This is a genomic window from Mesorhizobium sp. B2-5-7 (assembly GCF_006440875.1).
Taxonomy (GTDB): Bacteria; Pseudomonadota; Alphaproteobacteria; order Rhizobiales; family Rhizobiaceae; genus Mesorhizobium; species Mesorhizobium australicum.
Genome location: NZ_VFUO01000010.1, coordinates 73,730 through 95,017, shown reverse-complemented (window position 1 = coordinate 95,017; position 21,288 = coordinate 73,730). Strand labels below are relative to the sequence as shown.

The following is a 21,288-nucleotide window of genomic DNA, read 5'->3' as shown; positions in this document are numbered from 1 at the left end:
CGCTCGCCGTGCCGACGCCCTGCGCCGTCGGCTGCCGACTTCGCTGCGTCAACGCAGCTGATGGACAATGCGTCTCTAGTTCCCAGCGAACCACAAGCCTGGCGAGACGTGCCGCGCTTGGATCAGGATGCGCAACCTGCCGTCCGCTTGTGGCACCTTGCCTCGTCGCTGTAGAGGCGGTTCACGTAGCACGGCGTCTAGATCTCACTTAAGGCGCGCAGGCCAGGGGCGCGGTGAACGACCCGAAACCAGCCGGAAGAAGGTTCGCCAAAGCGTTCGATCATCCCTTTGGTTCATTCTGCGCCTGAGGCGGCCCATCCCATAGAGATCAGATGCCGCCCATGCAGAGGTATTTCATTTCGAGGTAGTCTTCGAGCCCGTGGCGGGAACCCTCTCGCCCAATGCCGGACTGCTTGATGCCACCAAAGGGCGCCGCTTCCGAAGACATACGCCCCGTGTTGATGCCAACCATGCCGTATTCCAACGCCTCGGCAACGCGCCAGACACGCTTCAGATTGGAGGCATAGAAATAGGCGGCGAGGCCGTAGATCGTGTCGTTGGCCTCACGCACTACCTGATCCGCATCGGTGAATTGAATGATCGGAGCCAGTGGCCCGAAAGTCTCCTCTTGCGCAACCGCCATGCTGCTGGAAATTTCAGTGAGGACTGTCGGTTTGAAGAAGGTCCCATCCTTGCCAATACGTTCGCCCCCGCATCGAATTGTCCCACCCTTGGCAACGGCATCTGCGATGTGGGACTCGATCTTGGCCAAAGCATGCAAGTCGATGAGCGGTCCGACGTCCACTGCCGGAGCGAAGCCGTCGCCGACCGACAAGGACCGGGCTTTCTCCACGAACTTTTCGACGAATTCATCGTGAACGCTCGATTGGACGTAAAGCCGGTTCGCTGAAACGCAAGTCTGGCCGGCGTTGCGGAACTTCGCCTGGATCGCGCCGTCAACCGCAGCGTCGATGTCGGCGTCGTCGAAGACGATGAAAGGGGCATTGCCGCCGAGCTCGAGACTGACCTTCTTGATCTGGTCCGAGCACTGGCGCATGAGCAGCCGGCCAACCTCGGTCGAGCCTGTGAAGCTGATCTTTCGAACCTTGGGATTAGAGCAAAGTTCGCGTCCGACGTCATCACCTTCAGATGCATAAACTAGGTTGACGACGCCTTCGGGAAAGCCGGCCTGGTGCGCGAGGGCGAACATTGCACCTGCCACAAGCGGCGTCTGTTCAGCAGGCTTAAGCACGATCGCGCAGCCCGCCGCCAGGGCTGGCGAGATCTTGCGCGCCACCATCGACGCCGGGAAATTCCAAGGCGTAATCGTGCCGACCACACCGATCGGCTGCTTGATCACCAGCATGCGACGGTCTGTCGACGGCGCGGGGATCGTCTCGCCATAGATGCGATTGGCCTCTTCGGCGTACCATTGCAGATACGCGGCCGCGTGCGAAACCTCCGACTTGGCTTCGGCAACGGGCTTGCCCATCTCTGCAGTGAGTATCGCGGCAAGATCGTCGGTGTGGTCAATGATCAGCTGATGCCAACGCCACAAAGCGTCACTGCGTTCTCGGGCGGCCAGCCCCGCCCATCCTGGCTGCGCCAGGTAAGCCTTCTCGATCGCAGCGCGCGTTTCTTCCACACCCATGTCGGGAAGCACCGCCAGCACTTCGCCGCTCGATGGATTGATGACTTCGAATGTGCGCTCGCTAGCCGGCGCGCCAAGCGCCGGCAAGCGATCGATGGCGCCAAACAGGTCCGGGGATTTCAGGTGGCGGATCATCGGTAGGCATAGGGGCATACCGGGTTCCTCTTAAACGCGGCGGATGAGTTGTCGGGCGGGTGTCGGTCTATTCCGCACCTGCGGGTTCCTTATAGGGCCTCCGCCAGACAGCTAGTAGACCATCCCCGAATTTGAAAGGTCGAATTGCTCAAGGCTTTAGTCTGGTTGGTGGTCTCATTAGGAGACAAACCGAACAGTGGATATGGGCTTGCCCAAGCGCAGGTATTACGTGGCGCTCTTCCGCTCTGCGTCTACGCCGCAGGGGCCCACAGTGAAGGTCACATCTTGGATGCCGAAGCCATCAGCAGTCTCGGCATCCCTCAGTGGCCTGACGGATAACCTGCGCTACTTGGCGCAACCGGCTCCCTCGGCGGTCTGGCAGAGGTTCGGACGGAGGCGGAGTCCATCACATGCAACTCGCTTATATTGGCGTTGGCGAGCTCACCTTGTCACCTTTCGACGTGCGAGACGGCAAGCGGGCGCCGGACATATCCGATGTCGTGCCGTCCATCCGCCGGCGCAGCATCCTCCAGTCGCTGTTGGTCCCAAAAACGGCAGTCCAGACACTTTCGACATCGTCGCCGGACGGCGGCGTCACCACGCCGCAAAGACAAATCGCCGATGAGCGCAAGCCGGGAAGACCTGCGCGCCATCATGAACCGGCGACGATGTGGCCGCTCTCTCACCCTCGCTAATCGAGAACATCGGGTGAAGTCGCGCAACGGGTTCGCCCAGTTGCCCAAGGCAGGCGGCGCCGTGGCGCAATCGGCAATACCTGCCGCCGCGAGCTCGAGGCCGAGAGAGCGCATAGTTGACGCTAGCGACCAAGGAACGGGTAGAAGGAATGGCTGTCGCTGTTCAACAACCTACGCGCCGCGCCGCGGGCCGAATGGAGGCATGGCTGCACGGGACAGTTGATGCCACCGAAGTTCGCGCTGTTTGCGATCTATCCCCGCCAGATCCTCCTCGATCTCTTTGGCGAGGAGAGCTATTTCACCGCCGACGTCGATACGGCGATTGCGAGGCGCCAGGCAGGCTATCTCGACGCCGGACGGTCCGATGTTGTTGTTATGGAAGCCAATCACTGTTCCATTTCTGGGAGTACAAGACGGACGATGCCAAAGACGAAGGGCGGCACAGCCCGCCTACAATTGGGTTCATACCATCTGCCAAGTCATTTGCGGTTTCTCGGCTTCTTTCAGTGGAAAGGCGCACCAAGAGCGGGGCATACCTCAATACAAGCGTCCGCAGCCTTCAACATACGTTCACTTGGGTTAAATCCTGGCAGCATTTGCCCCAGGATCATAGCGTTGAGGAACAGCGAACCGCCCAGACGCGGATGAGTCGTGTGCCCTATCGCCAAACTGTAGTTTGAAGGCCTACCACCATAGCGGAATGCAATATTCCGCGCATTTGAGAGGCCAGATACACCGCGTCTCTTTTTACCTTCAGCACTCATTGTTTTCTCTTCTGTTTATGCTCTCATCGAGAGATGGGTAACCAAAAGACAAGAAAAATTGTGCAGTAAATTACGCCAACGTAATCAACCGCGTATGCTACCGTGCTCGTTCTCTTCATCCTTGCCGGCAGAGAGAACGCAATTATCCTTTGAGTTCCTTCCCGCTGAAACCTTCCGAAGCTTTGACTTCGCTGTCCGGCAACAAGGCGAAACACCTCGCTCGATGTTGCCACCTCCAATTTGCAAAGGCCGTGCCAACACCTCAGCGCCCAATAAGCGCCGTTTGCTTTGAAAACCTCGACGGTGCTCAGATATAGGTTGTAGTGAACCTGACATTTTGCCTGCCGCAGAGTCGCGCTCGTTGACGCTCATTCCGGAGAGAAGCTGGCCCGGGCTGCGATCGACCGGCTCTGTCATTGGTGACCGCCAGAACCGAAGCGGTGGTCGCGAAGGTCAGCGCCGTCGCAAAATGTGGCCTTGTGCACCCAGCCAGACCGAAGTTCCACGTTACCGGCGATGGGCAAAGTTCGAGGCGAAGTGTGAGTTGCCCCTCATTTCGCCGATGCTGCGTCCTCGACGCACTTGCGGGACAAAATGGATGCGTGGGCAGCGCAGGGCCAGCTGAGCCATCAGTATTTTGCGAGACCTGACGCGAGCGTCATCTTGAGTGAATCAATGTGAGCGCATTCTTTGGTGGGTGATCATCGGATGACTTCTCTTTAGTCTGTGAGGCGTTTGCGGGATCGCACATGCCGTGCCAAACAGGAAACTCGTCTCGGCAACGTGAGTAATCGGACTCTGCTATGTTGCCGATCCAACATTGTCCGACATCGAACGCCAGTTTAAGGGAAGCGCTTGCCGCTTAAGGTGATATCGTCGTACCGGGGCATAGCGGCGCTCGCCGGCAGCATGAGTAAAATTCACGACAGAAGGATCGCCGACCGCGTGGCTAGCGCTGGGCCCGCAACACCGCGCTTCGGACAGGACCTTGGCCAATCGACCGCGTCGCCACCATCGTAAGTTCGCGTACAGCCGCGAGGTTTTTGGCCTCGGTCGGATAATATCGCCGACAGGGTCAAGACCCAGAAGAGTTGCCGCACGCCGTCGCGATGGGAGCAGCCTACATGCCGGCATAGACTAGAGGTGCCGCTGAGCGGTTTGAGGGAGTGGCATACCTTGCGCGTCTGGTGCAGAAATTGCTTGCGTCACGCCGAAGTAAGGTCGGCCACGCTAATCCGCCGGCATGGCAAAGGCGCGCTAATCGGCACGGTCGAGGGCAGTTGACTGCCCGGGAATTGGGCCGGCTCCTCGCCAGCGACAATGCCAGCGAGTTCATCTCGAATGCCATCCTTTCCCGAGCGGGTCAGAACCGGTCGAATGTCATTACATTGCGCACGGCCCGTCGCCATCGCCATGTGGCGCGCCGAGCTGCAACACCGCGCGGCGGTACAGGCGTGAGAGCTGGAAGCATGCAGCGATCCGCCGATATCGACCGCCGGGCGGTCCAACTCGCCGGCGGCATGATTGATCGCCGCCGCCAATCAGATGCTCGAGGAAATGCCCGTTCGCCGAATTTCCCGGGCGGGCTCGTCGGCGCTGCCGATCTTGTACCGCACCATATGGGTGATAGTTGGCGCGCGGTGATCGGGGACTAGGACCACTTCCATGCCTTTGTCGAGCAGAAAATTCGTCGCCTTGATGTCATCGCTGGCCGCCATAACCGAAGCGCCAGACCGAAGGTTCATCGACCGCCTAGCTTGTAGTTGCCGGGCGATGCGCAAAGTTCGAGGCAAAGGAGTTGCCCCTCATTTTGCCGATGCTGCGTCCTCGACGCCCTTGCGGGACAAACTGGATCGGTGGGCAGCGCAGGGCCAACTGAGCCATCAGTATTTTGCGAGGCCAGACGCGAGCGTCATCTTGAGTGAATCAATGTGAGGGCATTCTTTGGTGGGTGATCATCGGATGACTTCTCTTTAGTCTGTGAGGCGTTTGCGGGATCGCGCACATGCCGTGCCAAACAAGAAACTCGTCTCGGCAACGTGAGTAATCGGATTCTGCTATGTTGCCGATCCGACATTGTCCGACATCGAACGCCAGTTTACGGGAAGCGCTTGCCGCTTAAGGTGATATCGTCGGCGTCACCGGGGCATGGCGGCGCTCGCCGGCAGCATGAGTAAAATTCACGACAGAAGGATCGCCGACCGCGTGGCTAGCGCTGGGCCCGCGAAACCGCGCTTTGGACAGGACCTTGGCCCAATCGACCGCGTGGCCACCATCGTAAGTTCGCGTACAGCCGCGGCCAAGATCCTTGCCGTCTTCGACGAGCGTAGTGGCATCAGGGGGGCCGGGCGACAGTTCGAGGGCGGAGTCTTTCTGAACGTGACTCTACGCTCAACGCCGCGTGACGCAAATGTCCTGAGGTTGTCAGGCTGCTGTCAGGTCCGGGTGTCACAAGCCGGCTGTTACTGCCCTGCCATTCACCGTTAATTGGAACTCCCCATGATTAATCTAAAAGCCGGCCGGATCGCCCTTTCAGCCCTACTGCTGCTGGTTTCCCTGCTGGCGAAATATGGTCCAACTGTCACACACTTAGTGCTCCAGCACGAATACAATAGCCAGCTCCGCAAGGATAGGGAGAAGGTCATTTCAGACCGGCACGACGCACTCTTCAACGACCCAGCTGCGCCAACTGCTGGCAACCCAAATGGCGACCACCATATCGCCGTATTTTTGGACTCCAACGACCCGCAGCGCCGCGCGGTAGACCGTACGATCCAGCAAGCCCTCAAGCATGATCCCGAGCTGAAGGTTTACTACATACCTTATTCGAGCACGAGACCGGGTTCCAAATTTGCTGCACGGGCGGTGCTCGCCGCCAGCAAACAGGGAAAATTTGAGGCGTTCCATCACCGCCTAATGGCTACTAGCCTCCGGCTCAGCGGATCCGACATTTTGGATATCGCACGAGACGAGGGCCTCGACGTTGAGCGACTCAAGCGGGACATCAAGGACCCCGGAATCGTAAACACCGTCAAGCACAATTCCGCGCTCGCCAAGAAGCTGTCCATCCACGGCGGGCCGGCGGTCGTTGTCGGCAAACGAGTGGTTTCAGGTGCGGCTAACATGCACTATTTGGACCGCTACCTCGCCAACGAGCGGGAAAAGCATAGGCGTCCTGCCGGATCACCAACTTCGGCATTTTGACAGGGCTGGCCGCCGGTGCAACCTCTCTGGCCACGAGTGCCGCCTCTCGTGCCGGGCCAAATCTCAATATGGCCCGGCAACGCGGTAGTGGGCGGCCCGCGCGGTGCTATGCAACGCACCGGGCAAAGGGCAATGACTAAGCCGTCCTGAACATCGCATCGGAGTTCAACGTCTTTGCACCAATGCCCAGGAATGGTCGCCGCGACAAACAACGTCTGCGAACGGTCGCTGAGAGCCGCCGTCGTTCAACGAGAGATCACCAACGGCTATCCTGAGGAGGCGGCCCCATGAATCGCTGCACATCATCATTTGCTATTCTTGCTTTCGGCACGTTCTGCACAAATGGCGGCGCATTCGACCATCTATTCAGTGCCCGACAGGAGCGTCGTGTTTCTTGGTGGCGTTGGCTACACCTGGCCGAAGGGCAACGAGTTTGTCTATGACGAAGGGGGCAATCGTGTCAGCAAATTGATCTGGGAAACCGGCGCGCCGGTGCTGACTAGGGCTAAAGGCCGAGGTCTGGAACAACTGGATCATTTCAGCAAGCCGTCTTCGGTTCTCCGGCAACAGCCATATGGAAGACTATGATTAGCTCAAGGAAGCGCCGAGCTCTGCCGAACGGGTTGGCTTGGGGCGGGGCCGTGGCATGCTTGTCTCACGCCAGTGGATTGGGATGTGGTGTGCCCCGCCAAAGCTGCCTTCCTCTGGCGAGCCGGCCCACCGCGGGTTTGGTTACCGCCCCTGTTTGACATTCCCGTTGCCCAGCAGCGTACAATGCTTCCTACGCCCAACCTGGTCGCTGCAGCAAACCAGGGTCATCGAGGGATTCGAATAATCGCCTCAAAACCATCCCCGCGACCCGTGGCAGGCGAGGCAAGTTCAAGGCTGCCACCGACCTTCTTGATAACATAATTAGCGACGGGTAGACCCTGGCCTGGGACAGTTGCCCGAGTCGCCAGACGCACAAAACGCTCTGTTATCTCGTCAAGGTCTGGGAGGGGCACCACCGGTCCTGCGTTTACAATGGCGATGGTTCCATCAGCTCTGACGGAAACTGTCGTCGGGATATCGGGCAGTCCATGTGTGAGTGCGTTGTCGATGAGGCATCGAAGCACGACGGGAATTCTAACGGCGTGGTCTGCTTTGCACTCCCAGGCGGGGCAGCCGTCGACGTCAAGGATTAGCCGTCCGGCAAACCACGGCTTTTTCAAGAAGTCATCAACGACTGACCGAACCTTTTGGACAAGATCGACAGGGTCTCCGAGGCCGTTCCGTGATTCTTCCACGAAACTGTACCCCAAGCCACGCAGTGTCGCTATTCGGTCCCTGCCGATCTTCTTGCGGAGCCGGCTAACATAAACCTCCACGGTATTGCTCTCACTTTCCGAACCTAAGGAAAGGAGTTCTTCCTCGATCTTCCTCTTCAAAACTACCGCTCCGGGTCGGGATAGAACGCAGTCGAGAATCGCCCATTCGCGTGCAGTCAGGTTGACCGGCTGCCCGTCGAGGGCGACGCGCCGCTCAGCCGCGTTTATGGACAGCGCCCCGACAGAATATGGCTTCGGGAAGTTCCCGTGACTACGCGCCACGGCATGAATGCGCGCGGAAAGTTCGCGGGGATCGAACGGCTTGACCAAGTAGTCGGCGGCACCAGCATTGAGCCCCTCGATGCGGTCCTCGACCGTATGGCGAGCTGTCACGATGATGACGGGTGTCGAATCACGCCCCTTCCTCATCTCCCGCAAGTAGTCCAGGCCGTTACCGTCTGGCAGGTTAATATCGAGCAGAACAAGCCCGTAGGGAATCCCACTTGCGTGATACCGCGCTTCGGACAGGTCCTTGGCCCATTCAACCGCGTGGCCATCAGCTATCATATGTTCTCGTACAGCGCTGCCAAAGTCCTCGCTGTCTTCAATGAGCAAAATTCGCATGCCGAGCTCCAATAATTGGGCAGGGTTCGTGCCCTATTGACGGAACCTGACAATAGGCTGAACGCCGTAGCGCAAATGTTCCGGCGGCTTTCAGGCTGCCGTCAGGTGCGCGTGCCAGAAGGGCGGTGATTATAACAACCGATTAGAGGCAAGTTATGAACGTCATCTTGATCACGGCACTTTCTCTTTATGCGACCATCGTCGGTGCTGCACCGGCCGCCGGGAACTTAGAGGTTGGGATCGCCGAATGGCAACCGCGCCAAGCCGTACTGACCAAGCCTGAAGCGGAGCAAAGGCACCTCCGTTTGATTAGAGGGAAGACGGCGGGTCAGATGGCGTCGAGTCGATGGGCAACCGTCGAAACGCACTTCGACCGCGTAGCTTCGCGCGTGTGGGTGGTGCCGGCGCAGGGGGCTAAGGATAAAGCGATGCGTCACCTACAATGTCTGGAAGCCCTGTCTTAGGATTGTTCCACTGTAGCCTCGAGATTGGCCTAGTGGTGTTATTCTTCGTGGATGAAATATGATCAGCACGAGCGAACTGCCAATGCCCGCTGCGGCCCTCATCATCGAAATCCCGCCTTATTCATGCGCCCGCGATGCCAAGGATGCACTGTCATATCCTGAGTGCAGGATCTTCAAGTCCTGAGTGCATGACCAAGCGTAAATCGCGCTACCTGGCCACAATCCGTCGGGAGCATGGAAGAGGATCTTGCTAACCTAGACAGCACTCGTGGCCATCACCGGCTGGCAGCATCCGAAGGGGGCGAGGGGGCCCGTGTCTGCTTGCAAATCCGTCGGCTCAGATCGCGCTTTTTTATCGGCGGCGGGCTCGGAAGGGTCAGTACAACGAGAACTTCGTTCGAGCCATCACCATTCAATGTCTGAATGCGCCGCCCACGCGTGCGTCGCTTGACAGGAAACCGTCGTCAGAATGCGGCCAAAGCAAACGTCCAAAATTCGCAATTGCATTGGAAGGAGCGTTGTTCCGGCCTGCCTTCTCTTGGGTCCCATCGCGTTGGCCCTAGGACTGCTGCTGCTGCTAACTGCCTAGGAAAGGGACAATGAATGCTCGCCCGCTGCTTCAGGATTTTCGTCGCCGAGTGTTCGCGTTCCCAATCATGCTTCCGCGTCGCTCGCCACTTCGCAGCGGAAAAAGCTCTTGCCGGAGCCAATCTCCGTTCGGGCAGGTGGCAGTGTGCGCCGCCACCGCTGAATGAACCGACAGGGCAGGGCGGCGAAGATTACCCGGCTCCTTCCTGCGACGCGGCGGCTTCCTGCCGTCTCTTAAGTTGGATGTGCACGTATTCGCGCTTCATTGACCATAAGCCGGATCGGGCTGGCGTAGGTATTTCAGCGGCCTTCTAGGTGCCCCGCCGCCACGTGCGGACGACGCCCGCATCAACCGGCGGGCAGATGCGCCGAGGGCAACAAGCGCGCCTGACGTAATGCCGCCAGATCGGCCGAGCCGGTGCAGAAACAGGCGACGGCCAACTGGCGGATGACGATCTCGAAATGCGCGACAACCGCCTCGGTGGACACCGTCGCCGCGCGCAGCACGCCGGCCGCCTGCCCAGCGATGTCCGCGCCCAGGCGAATGGCCTTGGCCACGTCGACGCCGTCGCGGATTCCGCCCGACGCGATCAGCTTCACCGCCGGCAGCGCCCGACGTACCGCCTGCACGCTGGCCGGGGTCGGAATCCCCCAATCGGCGAAGGCCAGCGCCACTGCACGGTCGGCGGCATCGCGGGCGCGCTCGCCCTCCACCGCGGCCCAACAGGTGCCGCCGGCGCCGGCGACATCGATCACCGCCACGCCCGCCTCGACGAGCACACAGGCCACCGAGGCGGACAGGCCCGACCCCACTTCCTTGGCCACGATCGGCACGCCCACGCAACGCGCGGCGCGAGCGATCTGCGCCAGGACGCCGCGCCAGTCGCTGTCGCCCTCCGGCTGTACCGCTTCCTGCAGCGGATTGAGATGGACGATGAGTCCATCGGCCTCCAGCGCAGCGCCAGTTCGCGATAGAACGTCACGATCAGCATTTCGTCCTGCGGATCGCGGCCGGTGCGGGCGCTGGTCTCACGCAGGCTCGGGTGGATGCGCTGCAGGATGTACTGGCCGCCCCTGACCGCTTCCATCGCATGCTCGTCGGCGAACCCGGTCAGGGAACGCCCCCACTCCAGCACCTGCTGCAACGCCCGTTCGGTCTGGATCATGGCGACGCTCCTGCTCCCCCGGCCAGGACGCGCCGCCCCCAATGAAGCGCCAGCCACAACCCGGCGAGTTCGGCCACGCGCACGACCCGGATGGGGCAATACAGTTCCTTGCCGATCCACAGCGGCGTCTGCGGTAAGGCATGCGCCGCATGGCGGGCGAGCATCCACTCCAGCGCACGCCCCACCGCCTGCGCGATGCGCCGGCGCTCTGTCGGCTCTTCGCTCCCGTCCATCACGTGCAACGCGAACAGCGCATAGGCGGTTTCCTCGAATGTGGACGCGCGACCGGCGCCCCAGCCGCCGTCGTCACGCTGCGCCTGCAGCAGCGCCGCTAGCGCGCGCTCGTCGCGCCACTGGGGCTTGCCTTGCGCCAGCGCAGCGACCGCATGCGCGGTGGGATACAGCCACGAAACGTGCCATTTTTCGTTGTCCCATAGACCGTGTGGGTTGCGATTGGCCTCGACGTAGGCGCCGGTGCCGGCGTCGGGCTTTCCCAATAGTCGCAATGCATGCAGGGCATGTATGTTGGTCGACACTGAGGCATTGCGCTCGCCGGGAAAGGTGACGAACAGCTCGCCGATTTCGAAATGGCGCAACGCATCGACCGCCGGGTCGCGGCCTGCAAGGCGCAGGACGCACAACGCAACGGCGGTGTCGTCCGCATCGGCCGCGAAGTGCAAGGCCGGGCCCAGACCGCGCACGCCCAGGCGGGCGTCGAGCTGCGCGACGATCACGCGCATCGCCTCGGCGAGCGCGGGATGCGCGAACAGCCCGGCCAGATGCAGGGTGTACAGCGACCAGCATGGCTCAAACACATTGATCGGCCAGACGCTGGGAACGACACCTTCGATGCAGCTGCGCGTCGCCCGCGATGCCGCCTGCAGATACGCGTCGGCGCACCCGACCTGCGGCCTGCTCCCTTGTGTCACGGCGTGCGCACGCCACGCGGCGGTGGCCGCCGGACTGATGCCGATGCTGCCGTCTTCATCCGGGCATGCGGTGGTCGGCGACGTCCCCCAGGCTTCCCAGGAGTGCAGCAATGGATGGCCGCTCGGCAACGTCGCCACCGCCCCCAGCTTGACCAGGCAGGCTTGCCGCAACGGCAACAGCGCCGGGTGGCGCGGAAACGCCATGCTGCCCAGCAAGGATGCGGCCTCGCCGCACAACTGCGGCAGGATCAGCTCCGCGCCGATCGGCGCGTCTTCCGGCACCGCATGCGCGTAGGGATCGGGTTGGCGTTCGAGGAACCGGGTTGCAGCCTGGACTGCGTCGGCAGCGCCGGGAAGAGGGTCAGCGCGCTGCAATGCCAGCAACGCCGCCCACGTGGGCGCATGGCGAAACAGCGGGAAGTCCGCGCTTCCCCATCCGCCATCGGCCTGTTGCTGCGCGATCAGCCAGGCGTATGCGTCCTGCCGACCGGTGACGTTGCCGTGGAACTGCAGCGCTCGCGCCGTGTCGTAGACGGACGGACCGACGCTGCCGCCGTCGCTCATCTCGCTCAGCAAGTGGCGCAATTCGGAAAGGATCTGTTCGGACAGCGCGTTCACGCGGGATGTTCCTTCTGCAGAAGGTTGACGAGAACCAAGATCGGGCAGACGCCGCGCACGTCGCCGCAGGCCCGTCGCGGCCAGGCGCGTGGGCAGCGCCGGACGGCCGCCCTGCTCCGGCGCGGCGACGCGCGGCTGGCGTCGGTTCGCCCAATAGGCTAGCGCCGCGCGCCGCGTGACACGGCCGTGCTGGGCAACCGCTGCGATCGGCGCCGCGGACTCGGACAGAGTGCAGCATCCACCGCTGTCGCCGGCCGATCGCGCGGCACAGGGGCGACTCCATGCGGACGGGGCGCCTCATGCGCATGGCGCGTGCTTTAACAGATACGCGGTGGCCCGCTGCAGCATCTGCGCCAACGGTTCCGCACGCGGCCCCAGCGGGGCGATGGCCTCCCCGGCGTCGCGCAACAGATCCAGCGCAAACTGGCGCGCTGCTTGCAGCCCCATGATCGACGCGCAGGTCGGCTTCTGCGCCGCAGCGTCCTTGCCGGGTGTCTTGCCCAGCGTCGCGGCATCCGCTGTCGCGTCGAGAATGTCGTCAACCACCTGCAGCGCCAGGCCGAAACAGGCGCTGTAGCGATCGAGCGCACTGTACAGCGCGGCGTGCGCGGCATCCTCCGTGATGGCGCATAGCGCGCCCATGCGAACGGACGCGCGCACCAGCGCTCCGCTCTTCATCCGGTGCATCGCCACGATCCTGTCCAGCTCGACATGCTTTCCGACCAGCGACAGATCCTTGGCCTGCCCGCCTGCGGCACCCTCGGCGGACACCGCCTGTGCCAGTTCGTGCACGAGCGCGATACGGTTGTCGCCCGGCGCATCCAGGCTCGCCAGGGTGAGGAAGGCGTGCGCCTGCAGCGCATCGCCGACCAGGATCGCAGTGGCTTCGCCGAACTTGACGTGCACAGTCGGAAGGCCGCGGCGAAGCACGTCGTTGTCCATCGCGGGCAGGTCGTCGTGGACCAGGGTACAGGCGTGGATCATCTCGATGGCGGCGCCGACGTCCTCGAGCACGTGCGCCGGCGTATCGGCCAGTGCGCCGGCAGCCAGACAGAGCAAGGCGCGCGTGCGCTTCCCGCCATGCAAGGTGGCGTAGCGCATCGCCGCCATCAGCTCGGTCTCGCCATCGTCTTCGGCGCACAGAAGACGCGCCAGCGCCTGTTCGACCCCCTTTGCGCCGTCCTGCATCCAGATCTCCGGCAGCAGCCTGCCGGATGCGCCGCGCGCCTGCGCGCCCAATCCCCCGATCGCGGAAACGCCAGTTCGGTCGTCATGTGGCTTGGAACCGGCTTGCATGTTGTTCATGTCCTTGTGCCTGACAGGAGACGGCCTCGGAGAGCGGCGACCGCCGCGCTGTTGCCGGCGTCGCACCGAGCGCGCGCGCCGAGTGCAGCAATGCTGCGCGTCGCTCGCCGCTGCCTCGCCACACGGGGCATGCGATGCCAGCTCATGAGAATCCGATGCGGATTTTCATGGACGGATTTGCGGTCGGGTAATAGCGCCGGCCTTTTTCGACGTCGCTCAGCAACCGCGGCCGCACCCCGGCCTTGTGCATGGTCAGGGCCAAGGCGATGCAGAACTGCACTAGTTCCAGCCATACCAGGTGGTAGCCGATGCAGACGTGTGGGCCGGTACCGAACTGCAGCATGTCCACCGGCCGGATCGGGTCCGTGCGTTGCAGCCATCGCGCCAGGCGGAACTGATCAGGCGCCTCGTGCAGCAGCGCCGAGGTCGAGAAATGCAGCAGCGGGATGCACAGATGGGTACCCGCGGGAATGCGCCATTGGCCGAGTTGCAATTCCTGCAGCGCTTGACGCGGCAGGAGCGTGACCGCCGGATGCAGGCGCAGCGTCTCGCGGAACAGCGCCTCGGCGACCGGACACTGCGCTAGGTCCGCGTGCCGGGTCGGCACCGCGCCCACGCGTTGCGCCTCTTCGACCAGGGCGTCCCACAGCACAGGCTGCCGCGCCAGCTCGATCACCATCCAGGCCATCGTCGAGGCGGTGGTCTCGTGACCGCCAAGCAGCAGCAAGCGGATATTGGCGACCAGGACGTCATCGGAGAGCGCATCGTCGCTGCGATCGAAGGCGCTCACCATGTCCTTGATCAACCCGGTGCGCGCGGCATGCGCGCGCGCGTCGCGGATGAACTGGCGCAACTGCGCGTCGATCCAGTCGCGGGCGGCGCGGCCGCGCCGCAAGGGCAGTCCGGGCAGGTCGATCGGGGGCGCGACGATCAACTGCACCAGGTGCCGGTACTTGCGATGCCATCCCGGCAGGTCCTGCGCGGGGACTCCCATGAGGCGGAAGATGAGCTTTAGCATCAGGTCGCCGGTTTCACGCAGGATGGCTACGTCGCCGCGGTCGCGCCACGCCTGCACACGCGCCCGGATGACGGGCTCGAACAGGTCGCCGATGCCGGCCTGGGTCAGCCCCTTGGGCAGGAACGCCGGCTTGATCGCATCGCGCGCCTGCCGGTGCGCGCCGCCGTCCTGGGCGACCATCGTTCCACCAAGCAATTCGGGCGCGATCCCTTCGATCAGCGCCGAGGACACGTCCTTGTGCCGAAGCAGTGCGAACGCGTCCGGATCCATGCAGGTCATCAGGTGTCCGGCAGGGCCGAAATCCAGCCAGAAGTAGCTGCCCAGCGTCCGTTCCGCGCGCCGCAGCAGGCGCGGCAGGTCGCAGATGATGGCGGGAAGATGCCCGACCAGGGGGAAAGCGCCGGGCACGACCGGGATGTCGTGCCGCAGCCGGTGGCGACGGTTCAGCGGGTTGAGCAGCATGTTCATCAGCTCCATCAGCAGCGCGGCGCCGCGGCCGCTTCGACGGTGTCGCCGGCAGGCCGCGCGGCGCGGCTGTTGCCACCGTCGGCGTACGTCCGCACATGCGCCAGCATGGCGTGCGAGGCCGACAGCATGTTCATCGCCGCCTTCGACGCGGGGTAGGACGTCTGGGCGGTGTCACCGCTGAGCCCTGGCACGACGACATGTTGACGATCGCGCCACCGCCGCGGGCGATCAGCCGTCGGATGGCCTGCCGGCAGCAGAGCAGCGTGCCGCGCAGATTGGTCGCCATGGTCTGATCCAGACCGCCAGATCCAGGTCGAGCATCGCGCGCTCGCGCGGGGTCAGATGCATAGCTCGCGTTGTTCACGCAGCCGACCTCACCGAAATGCCGCTCCGCCGTCTGGAACAGCGCTGCCACCGCCTGCGCATCGGCGATGTCCATGGCCAGGGCCAGCGCGTGGCCCGCTTCGGCCGTGATCTGCGCGGTGCAGGCGATGGTCGCCGAGCCATCAATGTCGGCCACCACCACTCTGCCGCCCTCGGCGCGATGGCGAGGGCGCATGCCTTGCCGATGCCGGCGCTGGCGCCGGTCACCACGGCCACCTTGCCTTCAAACCGTCCCATCGTGTCCTTCTGGATTGTTGGTCTTTCGCGGCATGCCGCTCGGGTTCCGCCGAGAAGGCGCAGCGTCGGCGCTGGCGCGCTCGTCATCGCCAGCGTCGCTTTCGATGACCCGAATGGCGGCGACCGGGCACTGGCTGGCCGCGAGCCGCACGGCGACGTGCAACGCCTGCGGGACCGTCGCCACGCACACTTCAGCCACGCCGTCCGGTTCGCGCTGGCGAAAGGTGCCCGGCAGCGTAAGCACGCACTGCCCGGTGGTTCCGCACAGATCCTGGTCGACCACGACGCGCATCTCAGCCCCCTGCCTGCGCATTCAGCCGCACCGGCAGCGCGAGGAACGTCCTAAGGAACGCGGAGGGCTCCCGGGTCGGCTGCTCGGCCAATGCCAGCGTGGGGAAGCGCGCCTGGATCCGCGGCAGGCTCTCGGCCAACTGCATCCGGGCCAGTTGCGCACCGGGGCAGAAGTGGATGCCGTGGCCGAAGCTGAGCATGATCTTCCCGTCGGTCGACATGCCCGGATTGGTGCCGTAGAACCGCACGGCATCGAAGCGGTCGGGATCGGCGAAGGCGTCCGGGTCGCGATTGCCGGCCGCGATCAGCACGCGAACGTCCGCGTTCTTCGGGATCACCACGCCGCCCAGTTCGATGTCGCGCTGGGCGATACGCGGAGTGGCGCTGAACAGGACGGGCGCGTCGCGGCGCAGGACTTCTTCGACGAATGCCTTCACCTCCACGGCGTCTCCCTGCAGCCAATGCCGCTGTTCGGGATAAGCCAGCATCGCCAGGACCGCGTGGTCGATGGCCGCAGCAGTGGTGGTGAAGCCGCCCAGCAGCATGCCCCACAGCATGCTGATCAACTCTGCATCCGATAGCGTGTCGGCATCGTCGTCGTGTGCGCCGACCAGCATCGACACGATGTCATGGCGGGGATCGGTGCGCTTGCGCTGTATGAGGTCGCCGAAGTAGGCCTGCACCCTGGCGCTGCCTGCGTCCGCCGCGGCGAGCTGGGGATCGCTGGCGTGCGGGCTCAGGCCTTCCACAATGGCGCCGATGCCGGCGGCGAGCCCGAACATGTCGTCCTGGGGCAGGCCGAACAGTTCGGCGAAGACCAGCATGGGCAAGGCCAGCGCGAATTCCCGATGCAGATCCACCGCCTCCCCGCGCTCCAGCGCGGGCGCCATGCCGTCCAGGCGCGCTGCGACGATGCGCGCGATGCTCGGCCGCAGGTTGTCGATCTGGCGCATGGTGAAATCGCGAGAGATCAGCCGGCGCAGACGCGTATGCGTCGGTGGGTCCTTCATCGCTATCGTGGACGCCATTAGATTGAGGGACAGGCTGGTCGCCGCACGCGGGAAATAGCGCGCCAGTTCGCCAGGCGCCGGTCCCCGAAATGCATCGCCCGTGGCCGTGAGCGCCCAGTAAATGTCGGCGTGGCGGCTCAACAGAAAGAGGCCCGAGGCCGCGCGATGCACCGGATCGTGCTCGCGCTACCACCGCATAAACGGATACGGGTCGTGGATGCACGCTGGCGACGCCAGTTCGGCGAAGGCGTCCCGGCATGCTGTCTTGGTTTCTTGCACGTCCATCTTAGTTACCTCTTGGCTGGCTGATCTGACCGGCGCGCGCCAGGGTGGTAGGCAGTATAGTCATAGGAGGTGAAGGCGTCGTGCGAGCCACCGATCTCGGCCACCGCGCGGTCAAACTCGCCGGCGACGTGATTGGCCGTCGCCTTGATGTCATCGGTAGCCGCCAGAACCGGAGCGGTGCTCACGAAGGCCAGCGCGGTCGCAAAAAGAGCCAGACTGAAGGTTTGCTGACGGCGTCTCTTGGTGACCGGCCGATGGGCAAGTTTTGAGGCAAAGTGAGTTGTCCCTTATGTTGAGGGTGCTGCGTGCTCGTCCCTTTAGTGGGAGATAGTGGAGCGGTGGGTAGCCCCGAGCCAGATGAGGCATCAACATGTTTCGAGGCCTGACACGAGCGTCATCTTTGAGCTAATCTGGGAAACGTGAGACGGTATTTTTTTGGGGATCATTGGATGACTCTCCTCGGCTCGTGACGTGTTTGCGATGACTGCGCACGAACCGTGCCAAATGAGAAAACCCCGTTTCGGCGATGTGATTGTCGGACTCAGCTATGTGACGTATCCGACATTGTCGGACATCTTACACCGCCCGAAATGGGAAGCCCTCGCCGCTTAAAAAGGTGGCTAGGTGAGCTACCCTTCGGAGATGTCCAATATCGTGGCGTTAGCGCGCGCCTGTAGTTGCTGGTCGTCCGCGTACTCCTGCCCACATCGGCCGATCGCTGGTCCCCTAACACGACTCCAAACAGCGATAGACGCGGTCTGGAATTTACCGGAGCGTTGCAGGACTTGTTTTGCCATTCGGAACGCCAGCGCGGGGAGACGCTTCCGCGAGAGGCGGTCATGATGGAGCTTGCGAGCCGATTTGCGATTTGACCGGGGCTTTTGCTATTTTCGCTTTTGCTGCCCCTAAAATCTCAGATATGAAGCGGACCTGGCCTATGGCCTGCCTACATTGAATGGTTACAAAGGAATACGACTATGGCGACTGGAACGGTGAAGTGGTTCAACAGCACCAAGGGATTCGGTTTTATCCAGCCTGACAACGGAGGTCAGGACGTTTTCGTTCACATTTCCGCTGTCGAACGAGCGGGCCTTTCGACCCTTAATGAGGGCCAGAAGATCAACTACGAGGTCGAACAGGACCGCCGTACCGGCAAGTCCTCCGCAGGCAGTCTCAGCAAAGCTGGCTGATCTTTTTCTGCCTCTGCCCGGCAAGAGCCGGGCAGAAGTGCCACTGACCGCGCCATAGGAGCGGGCAAGAAACGGATCTCCCGCTGACCGGGCGGCGGTTTGCGGGAAGCTGCCAAGTTCTACTGAAATAAGATGTTTGCAAGTGAGGAGGGGCGGGTCCCAGCCCTCTTATTTTTTCTGCTGTAGATTCTCACGTAGCAGATGCCGACGGCGACCGCGCGCATCAGAACGAATCTGGACAACGAGACCAAGCTGCGAGCTTCTTGTGGGTCCGCTCGCTTCCACCGATCAATGCTATATTTTCGGTCATGAACCCGTGCGTGTGATTTTCATGAATGAGGGCTCTGACGCATTATCGATCGAGCGTGCCGAGGAAATGAACCAGCAATTCAGCCAGCCTCCAGCGGTCGACACCTCCGCGATCAAGCGGGTAGGGTACATTGGCCCTGAGGGGACCTGGACACATCAAGCCTCGCTAGACCTCTTTGGCGACCAAGTTGAACTCGTTCCGTTCAACGACGGATTGTTCGAAGCATATGAGAATGGCTGCGTCGACGTTGCATGCGTTCCAGCTACGACCTCTCTGGTCGGAACCACTCTCTACCTCGACCAAGTCCTGCGCTTGAGGTCTCCCAGGGTCATCGCCGAGTACCCGAAGGTCTTGAGCTATAGCCTGATGGCCAGCAAGGATGCGAGTTTCTCGATGAGTCACTAAGGTGCTTGGCCACGCCGTAGCCTTGCAGGAGGTGGCCGGGTCGCTCGACGAGAACATGCCCAATGTCGAGCGAGAGAGCCGTAAGGGAGCGACATCTTTAGTCGCTAAGCCTCGCCCTCGACAGCGGCATTTGGTCCTGCGCTTGGTGCCAAGCTGTACAATCTGCAGATATTGCGAACAGGAATTGAAGAAGGGCTGCATAACGTTAAGCGGTGGTGGGTGCTCGGGGGCAGGACCCCTGCGCCGACAGGATTTGACCGGACGACACTTCACCTCCGCGTTTCAGAGCAATCTCAGTTGTGTCCTGAACATGTTCTCGAAGGATAATTTAGCCGTTCTCAATGTCTATGAGCGTCCGACATGCGAGCGGCTGGACACCCATAAATATGTCATCGATGTCGCTGGCCATGTTTTGACGCACCCGGCGCTGGCTGCGTTGGCGGATATTGATGGCTTTAGAATTCTCGGGTCCTCCCACGTTGCTATTAGCTAAGGCTAGGGTAGTTTCTGCCCATAACTCCAAAACTGTTGATCCTCATCACTGATGAGAAGACACGACCGTGCCGCGCGTCCACGAGATCATCGCGCCGACGATCTTGTCGTTTTCGCTCAGTTTTCTTGCCTGCGAAAGTAGTATTCATAAGCACAAGACGTCGACCGGCCGGGCATCTCGCAAAACAAGTCACCATCGATGACTGTGTCGCGTTATCGGCGACACGCTCGTCCATTCGGGACCGTCAAACACTTCAATCCGCGCAGGGGGCGCCGTGACCGGGGCCTGCGGCGGTTTTAGGAGCTTGCCGTTCGGCACGAGCTTATCGCTTTGGCACCTCACGCTGATTGGCTGTGCTGTGGAACAACCCGGTCGAGAAAAGCATCGAATGCGGCAGCAACAGCGCGAACTACGAAACGATGCTCCTGCCGCACCCGGATGAAACCGTTTTCAATGTCCACTATCCCATCCTCAGCCAGCTTCGCCAAGCGTTCAGCAGCCGAATCGAGAAGGCGAGTTGGATCGAATCCAAAGGCCGCACAAATTGCCGGCACATCGGCCCGCAAATCGCACATCAGCCGCTCTATGATCACGGCTCGCACGCGGTCGTCGTCTGTGAGCCGGTAGCCTTTTGACGTCGCCAAACGGCCAGCTGCTATGTGCCGGCTGTAGGACTCACGTGTTACCTCGTTCTGGACGTAACCCTCGCCGACCCGCCCGATAGCCGACGCGCCGAAACCGATCAGGGTTTTGCAGGTGTCGGCCGAGTAACCCAGCGAGTTACGCCGTAGCCGACCACTGGTCTGCGCCAGCGTAAGTTCGTCGTCCGGCAAGGCGAAATGGTCGAGGCCGATCTCTTGGTAGCCGGCGGCGACCAGCGTCTCGGCCACGGCCGCAGCCTGTTCGGCGCGGGCGACGCTGTCCGGCAGCGCAGTCGTCTCGATCAGGCGCTGATTCTTTATCACCGATGGAATGTGCGCGTAGCCGAACACCGCAAGCCGGTTGGGGCGCATGGCGACAGTTGCCGCCGCAGTCTGGACGCAGGACTCTACTGTCTGATTCGGAAGACCGAAAATGAGATCGACGTTGATGCCGCTTACCCCATGCCGGCGCAGCTCTTCGACGGCAGCGGCCGTCTGCGCCTCGCTCTGGACGCGGTTTATCGCTTTTTGAACAATCGGATCAAAGCTCTGCACTCCGAGACTCGCGCGGCTCACATTGGCTGCTCCCATTGCTTCGGCAATCTCGGCCGTGAAGGTGCGCGGGTCAATTTCGACGGCGATTGTCGCGGACTCCCTGAACGCGAAGCGGCGGCGCAGGAGTTGGATCATGGCCAAGAACTCCGCTGCTCCGATCAGGGTCGGGGTTCCACCGCCGAAATGCACGTCGTTCACGACGAGCCCCTGCTGCACTTGCTGCCAGACCAAACGGATCTCGTCACGCAGAACGGCCAGATAATCGAGGATCGGACCCTGATTGCGGGCAATCGTGGTTGGGAAGCCGCAATACCAGCAAATCGATCGGCAGAACGGAATGTGGAGATAGAGAGACACCGGATCGTCAGCCGGCAGACCTCTTAGCCATTCCTGATAGCTTTCGGGCCTGACGGTGGCGGTGAACTCCGGCACAGTCGGATAGATGGTGTACCAAGGCAGGAGAGCCTCGCGATATTCTTTCAGGATAGAGGTCTGCAACAGTTTCCGTCCCAAGCTGAAAAGTTGGTCCTTTTACCGCCGCGGTCTCCTGT

At 62.1% G+C, this 21,288-nt stretch carries 17 protein-coding genes and 4 pseudogenes; 7 read left to right on the top strand and 14 right to left on the bottom strand.

Annotation, left to right across the window (positions count from 1 at the left end; all coding sequences use genetic code 11):
- Window positions 1–328: 328 nt before the first annotated feature.
- Window positions 329–1,804 (bottom strand): NAD-dependent succinate-semialdehyde dehydrogenase, encoded by a 1,476-nt coding sequence (locus FJ543_RS29845; RefSeq protein WP_064994201.1) that lies wholly within the window; start codon window positions 1,802–1,804, stop codon window positions 329–331.
- A 392-nt stretch (window positions 1,805–2,196) separates the two neighbouring features.
- On the opposite strand from FJ543_RS29845, the gene FJ543_RS29840 reads away from it, so the two are divergent.
- Window positions 2,197–2,481 (top strand): hypothetical protein, encoded by a 285-nt coding sequence (locus FJ543_RS29840; protein WP_064994200.1) that lies wholly within the window; start codon window positions 2,197–2,199, stop codon window positions 2,479–2,481.
- A gap of 171 nt (window positions 2,482–2,652) precedes the next feature.
- On the opposite strand, the gene FJ543_RS29835 is transcribed toward FJ543_RS29840, so the two are convergent.
- Together FJ543_RS29835 and FJ543_RS29830 are read right to left on the bottom strand one after the other, a co-directional pair.
- Window positions 2,653–2,871: a hypothetical protein gene (locus tag FJ543_RS29835; protein ID WP_064994199.1), complete on the bottom strand. Its 219-nt coding sequence runs from the start codon at window positions 2,869–2,871 to the stop codon at window positions 2,653–2,655.
- 1,915 nt (window positions 2,872–4,786) lie between these two features.
- Window positions 4,787–4,963 carry a hypothetical protein gene (locus FJ543_RS29830; protein WP_224655962.1) on the bottom strand — a complete coding sequence of 59 codons (177 nt, stop codon included), beginning with the start codon at window positions 4,961–4,963 and terminating at the stop codon, window positions 4,787–4,789.
- Window positions 4,964–5,744: 781 nt separating this feature from the next.
- On the opposite strand from FJ543_RS29830, the gene FJ543_RS29825 reads away from it, so the two are divergent.
- Window positions 5,745–6,449, top strand: coding sequence for a DsbA family protein (locus FJ543_RS29825; protein ID WP_064994196.1), 705 nt, complete (start codon window positions 5,745–5,747; stop codon window positions 6,447–6,449).
- A gap of 342 nt (window positions 6,450–6,791) precedes the next feature.
- On the top strand, window positions 6,792–7,037 hold the full coding sequence (locus FJ543_RS29820) for a hypothetical protein (RefSeq protein ID WP_064994195.1): 246 nt from the start codon (window positions 6,792–6,794) through the stop codon (window positions 7,035–7,037).
- 227 nt (window positions 7,038–7,264) lie between these two features.
- On the opposite strand, the gene FJ543_RS32335 is transcribed toward FJ543_RS29820, so the two are convergent.
- Entirely contained in the window at window positions 7,265–8,380 is a 1,116-nt protein-coding gene (locus tag FJ543_RS32335; RefSeq protein WP_064994194.1) for a response regulator, read from the bottom strand.
- A 155-nt stretch (window positions 8,381–8,535) separates the two neighbouring features.
- On the opposite strand from FJ543_RS32335, the gene FJ543_RS29810 reads away from it, so the two are divergent.
- On the top strand, window positions 8,536–8,844 hold the full coding sequence (locus FJ543_RS29810) for a hypothetical protein (RefSeq protein ID WP_064994193.1): 309 nt from the start codon (window positions 8,536–8,538) through the stop codon (window positions 8,842–8,844).
- Between the two features lie 936 nt (window positions 8,845–9,780).
- Here the strand turns inward: FJ543_RS29810 and FJ543_RS29805 are convergent.
- The 9 genes and pseudogenes from FJ543_RS29805 to FJ543_RS29775 all read right to left on the bottom strand — a co-directional run.
- Window positions 9,781–10,389 (bottom strand): annotated as a pseudogene (locus FJ543_RS29805) (alpha-hydroxy-acid oxidizing protein); the annotation flags it as partial.
- Window positions 10,389–10,598 (bottom strand): annotated as a pseudogene (locus FJ543_RS29800) (hypothetical protein); the annotation flags it as partial. The pseudogenes FJ543_RS29800 and FJ543_RS29805, both read right to left, overlap by 1 nt.
- Complete coding sequence (locus tag FJ543_RS29795; RefSeq protein ID WP_064994192.1) at window positions 10,595–12,145, bottom strand: hypothetical protein; 1,551 nt, start codon at window positions 12,143–12,145, stop codon at window positions 10,595–10,597. The pseudogene FJ543_RS29800 and the gene FJ543_RS29795, both read right to left, overlap by 4 nt.
- A 297-nt stretch (window positions 12,146–12,442) precedes the next feature.
- Window positions 12,443–13,441 carry a polyprenyl synthetase family protein gene (locus FJ543_RS29790; protein WP_064994191.1) on the bottom strand — a complete coding sequence of 333 codons (999 nt, stop codon included), beginning with the start codon at window positions 13,439–13,441 and terminating at the stop codon, window positions 12,443–12,445.
- A 151-nt stretch (window positions 13,442–13,592) separates the two neighbouring features.
- Window positions 13,593–14,936 (bottom strand): cytochrome P450, encoded by a 1,344-nt coding sequence (locus FJ543_RS29785; RefSeq protein WP_064994225.1) that lies wholly within the window; start codon window positions 14,934–14,936, stop codon window positions 13,593–13,595.
- A gap of 8 nt (window positions 14,937–14,944) precedes the next feature.
- Window positions 14,945–15,070 (bottom strand): hypothetical protein, encoded by a 126-nt coding sequence (locus FJ543_RS32255; RefSeq protein ID WP_263483495.1) that lies wholly within the window; start codon window positions 15,068–15,070, stop codon window positions 14,945–14,947.
- Complete coding sequence (locus FJ543_RS31665; RefSeq protein WP_084015904.1) at window positions 15,067–15,495, bottom strand: SDR family NAD(P)-dependent oxidoreductase; 429 nt, start codon at window positions 15,493–15,495, stop codon at window positions 15,067–15,069. Before FJ543_RS31665 ends, FJ543_RS32255 begins: the two co-directional genes overlap by 4 nt.
- 48 nt (window positions 15,496–15,543) lie before the next feature.
- Window positions 15,544–15,849, bottom strand: a pseudogene (locus FJ543_RS31660) (ferredoxin).
- A gap of 1 nt (window position 15,850) precedes the next feature.
- Window positions 15,851–17,143: pseudogene (locus tag FJ543_RS29775) on the bottom strand (cytochrome P450).
- 80 nt (window positions 17,144–17,223) lie between these two features.
- Here FJ543_RS29775 and FJ543_RS31655 point away from each other — a divergent pair.
- From FJ543_RS31655 to FJ543_RS29760, 3 genes are all read left to right on the top strand, one after another.
- Entirely contained in the window at window positions 17,224–17,412 is a 189-nt protein-coding gene (locus tag FJ543_RS31655; RefSeq protein WP_176479561.1) for a hypothetical protein, read from the top strand.
- A gap of 708 nt (window positions 17,413–18,120) precedes the next feature.
- The gene (locus tag FJ543_RS29765) at window positions 18,121–18,333 is read left to right on the top strand and encodes a cold-shock protein (RefSeq protein ID WP_008874821.1); all 213 of its coding nucleotides are present in this window, start codon (window positions 18,121–18,123) and stop codon (window positions 18,331–18,333) included.
- Between the two features lie 265 nt (window positions 18,334–18,598).
- Window positions 18,599–19,048, top strand: a complete 450-nt coding sequence (locus FJ543_RS29760) for a prephenate dehydratase domain-containing protein (RefSeq protein ID WP_140698304.1) — start codon at window positions 18,599–18,601, stop codon at window positions 19,046–19,048.
- 831 nt (window positions 19,049–19,879) lie between these two features.
- On the opposite strand, the gene hemN is transcribed toward FJ543_RS29760, so the two are convergent.
- Window positions 19,880–21,235 carry an oxygen-independent coproporphyrinogen III oxidase gene (hemN, locus tag FJ543_RS29755; protein ID WP_064994188.1) on the bottom strand — a complete coding sequence of 452 codons (1,356 nt, stop codon included), beginning with the start codon at window positions 21,233–21,235 and terminating at the stop codon, window positions 19,880–19,882.
- Between the last annotated feature and the right edge of the window lie 53 nt (window positions 21,236–21,288).

Excerpts from the sequence above, each read along its gene's own strand:
- FJ543_RS29845 (WP_064994201.1), bottom strand. The coding sequence starts at position 1,804 with ATGCCCCTATGCCTACCGATGATCCGCCACCTGAAATCCCCGGACCTG.
- FJ543_RS29830 (WP_224655962.1), bottom strand. The coding sequence starts at position 4,963 with ATGGCGGCCAGCGATGACATCAAGGCGACGAATTTTCTGCTCGACAAA.
- FJ543_RS31665 (WP_084015904.1), bottom strand. The coding sequence starts at position 15,495 with ATGCGCCCTCGCCATCGCGCCGAGGGCGGCAGAGTGGTGGTGGCCGAC.
- FJ543_RS29785 (WP_064994225.1), bottom strand. The coding sequence starts at position 14,936 with ATGAACATGCTGCTCAACCCGCTGAACCGTCGCCACCGGCTGCGGCAC.
- FJ543_RS29810 (WP_064994193.1), top strand. The coding sequence starts at position 8,536 with ATGAACGTCATCTTGATCACGGCACTTTCTCTTTATGCGACCATCGTC.
- FJ543_RS32335 (WP_064994194.1), bottom strand. The coding sequence starts at position 8,380 with ATGCGAATTTTGCTCATTGAAGACAGCGAGGACTTTGGCAGCGCTGTA.
- FJ543_RS29820 (WP_064994195.1), top strand. The coding sequence starts at position 6,792 with ATGGCGGCGCATTCGACCATCTATTCAGTGCCCGACAGGAGCGTCGTG.
- FJ543_RS29825 (WP_064994196.1), top strand. The coding sequence starts at position 5,745 with ATGATTAATCTAAAAGCCGGCCGGATCGCCCTTTCAGCCCTACTGCTG.
- FJ543_RS29790 (WP_064994191.1), bottom strand. The coding sequence starts at position 13,441 with ATGCAAGCCGGTTCCAAGCCACATGACGACCGAACTGGCGTTTCCGCG.
- FJ543_RS29765 (WP_008874821.1), top strand. The coding sequence starts at position 18,121 with ATGGCGACTGGAACGGTGAAGTGGTTCAACAGCACCAAGGGATTCGGT.
- FJ543_RS29840 (WP_064994200.1), top strand. The coding sequence starts at position 2,197 with ATGCAACTCGCTTATATTGGCGTTGGCGAGCTCACCTTGTCACCTTTC.
- FJ543_RS32255 (WP_263483495.1), bottom strand. The coding sequence starts at position 15,070 with ATGAACATGCTGTCGGCCTCGCACGCCATGCTGGCGCATGTGCGGACG.